The organism is Caldibacillus debilis DSM 16016, assembly GCF_000383875.1.
Classification (GTDB): Bacteria; Bacillota; Bacilli; order Bacillales; family Caldibacillaceae; genus Caldibacillus; species Caldibacillus debilis.
Genome location: NZ_KB912912.1, coordinates 1 through 2,498, shown reverse-complemented (window position 1 = coordinate 2,498; position 2,498 = coordinate 1). Strand labels below are relative to the sequence as shown.

The 2,498-nt window shown below is 47.3% G+C and carries 1 protein-coding gene and 2 pseudogenes; all 3 read right to left on the bottom strand.

From position 1 onward, the window contains the following. Positions 1-405: 405 nt before the first annotated feature. A pseudogene (locus A3EQ_RS21220) lies at positions 406-750 on the bottom strand (ATP-binding protein). 1 nt (position 751) lies between these two features. Then, positions 752-877, bottom strand: a complete 126-nt coding sequence (locus A3EQ_RS23240; protein ID WP_407637033.1) for an ATP-binding protein — start codon at positions 875-877, stop codon at positions 752-754. A gap of 145 nt (positions 878-1,022) precedes the next feature. Continuing rightward, positions 1,023-2,259: pseudogene (locus A3EQ_RS21215) on the bottom strand (IS256 family transposase). Between the last annotated feature and the right edge of the window lie 239 nt (positions 2,260-2,498).

Sequence of the window (2,498 nt, the reverse complement as noted above, 5' to 3'; positions counted from 1 at the left end):
ACTGAAACCGGCTTGAATGAACTGAGGTCAAAGTAAATATATCAGTGACATATTCACTGACGCGTTAGTATGACATTTTCACTGACGCTTGACACTTCCTCCAAAATTGGGATAGTGCACAAATATTTTCCAAGTGGGTTCATTATTGTTTATAAAAATAATTATTTCAAGAAAATTTGAATCCTTTCTATAATATTGCGGTGATGAAGGAATTGACCTTACTCCGCTTGAACCCTTCCTTATAAATCAATTCCGGTCCTTAACCGTTCGAAGTTCTTAAATCCATATACATTTCGTTTTATCACTTGTGTATAGTCATTGATCTCTTTTCAATACGATGTAATTAGTGTCAAGGCCGATTATTTATTCCCCAAAATCGCCGGTTTAAAATTCCCCATAAGGACCTCATTGATCCTTCTGCTTTTCTTGTTGGAGCCTTTTTTCCCGTAATCGATAGCTTTCCCCTTTAGATTGAAAATAATAGAATGACGCAGTAATCGGTCTAACTTCGCTGTCGCAAGAACCGAATCTCACGATTTCTCTCCATTCCCCAAAGCTTTTGTTGGAGGTGAGGATAATCGTGGCATGTTCTTACCGGCGGGCGATGACCTGAAATAAGTAATGAGCGCTGTTCGGGTCCAGTTTTAAGTAGCCCATTTCATCAATAATGAAAACGGTTAGATTCACAAACATACAAAGCTTTTTTTCCAGCTTTCCTTCCTGGACAGCCCTTCTTAACTGGGTGACCAAATCATGGGCGGTAATTAAAATACGTTTTATATCCTCTTACGATCGCCTCCTTTCCAATCGAATTTGCCAGGTGCGTCTTTCCAATCCTCGGTGGACCGAGAAAAAAGGCATTTTCTTTTCGATCCATAAAAGACAGGGTAAATAGCTCTCGGATCCGACGCTCATCCACGATCAAGTCCATAGTTGTGTGTAAATTTTCCCTCGGTTAGAATGCCCGCTTGAAGTGGAAGATGGAACATTTCGCGTCTTTGAGAGGCTGCGACAGACGCTTTTTAGCCGATACTTATGTTCTTGTTGTTTTTGTTCACGGCCTGGGATTTACGCCACTCCAGATAGCGGTCCATATCCAAATACTTCAAATACTTTCTGCCGTTGGCCCATTTTTCGTCGATTTCCATGAGTTATGCTCCAATCAGCCGTTTGGCCGATTCCCGATTGGGAAAGATGCGAATCACCCGTTCCCGACGGCGGATTTCCTCGTTCAAGCGCGCAAGGGCTGGCTGTGCGGAGACGCCTGCGGTACTTTTCCGGCAAAAGCGGGACCGCCGTCGTATCTTCAAAACCGGCTTCCAGGATTGTCATGGCTTTCGGCGCTTTCGTTTCGTATGCCTCAAAGACCTGATTCAAGAGCAGCCGCGCCGTATCCAGATCCGGTGCGTCGAAAATGGCCCGTACCCGGCTATGTATTTCATCTTGCAGAGCTTTTGGCGTGGCGTCCAGAATATTGCGCAGGAAGTGGGTCTGGCACCGCTGCCAGGTGTCGCTTTGGAAGTGTTTGCGGATGGCCCGCACCAACACGCCGTGGTCATCTGACACAATCCGATCGACGCCTCGAAGCCCGCGGCTTTTCAGCCAGCTGAAAAATTCACCCCAACTGGCTTCCGATTCGCTGTCGCCAAGCATGAACCCCCAACCTTGCGATATCCGTCGGTGTTGACCCCGATCCCGATGAGAGCGCCTCTCGGCCGTACGCGGCCGTCTTCGCGCACTTTGAAAACCGGCGCATCGATAAGGACAAACGGGTATGGGTGGTCATGAAGCGGGCAGTTGTTCCAATCCGTCTCAACCGGTTCGAGACACTTGCACAGTTCGGACACCGTGGATTTCGAAAACTCCGTACCGAATAATTCTTCCGTAATCTGGGCTACCTTTCGCGTCGACACCCCGCCTGCGACCATCTCCATCAAGGTCTAGACCAGAGCTTGTTCGTTGCGTTGGTAACGGGCAAACAGCTCTGCTGAGAACTTCCTGCCGCGAATCCGGGGGACGCGAAGCGTAAAGGTGCCGAGTGCTCAATTGGTGCGGATACGTACCGTTTCGATATCCTTTTCGTTCTTCTGTCCGTTCGTAGGGCTCTGCCCTCAACTGTTCCGTTGCCTGGGCTTGTAACACTTGGTTCAGTACGGATTCCAGCAGCTTGGCTACTCCCGCATCCTGGGTGTTACCGAGAAAAAGTTGATGCAAAAGTTGCGAATCTACGGTAATCTGAGGCTCACCGAATTTTTTCACAGATTTCCACTTTTTTCGATTTCCACATCTTTAAATCCGTCGATCAGGTAATTCCCTACTCGTGCATTTACATCAATCATGAACAATATACCCCCATTAATAAGAAATGCACTTTGGTTCTCAAAACTCTTCCATAAACCAAAGTGGTACCGTCAAGAATTTTGTGTAATGTAAGATAGATAGGGTATCTCTGAAATAGATTTGGAATAGAGGGGGGGCTGGTTCCCCCCCAGGGGACT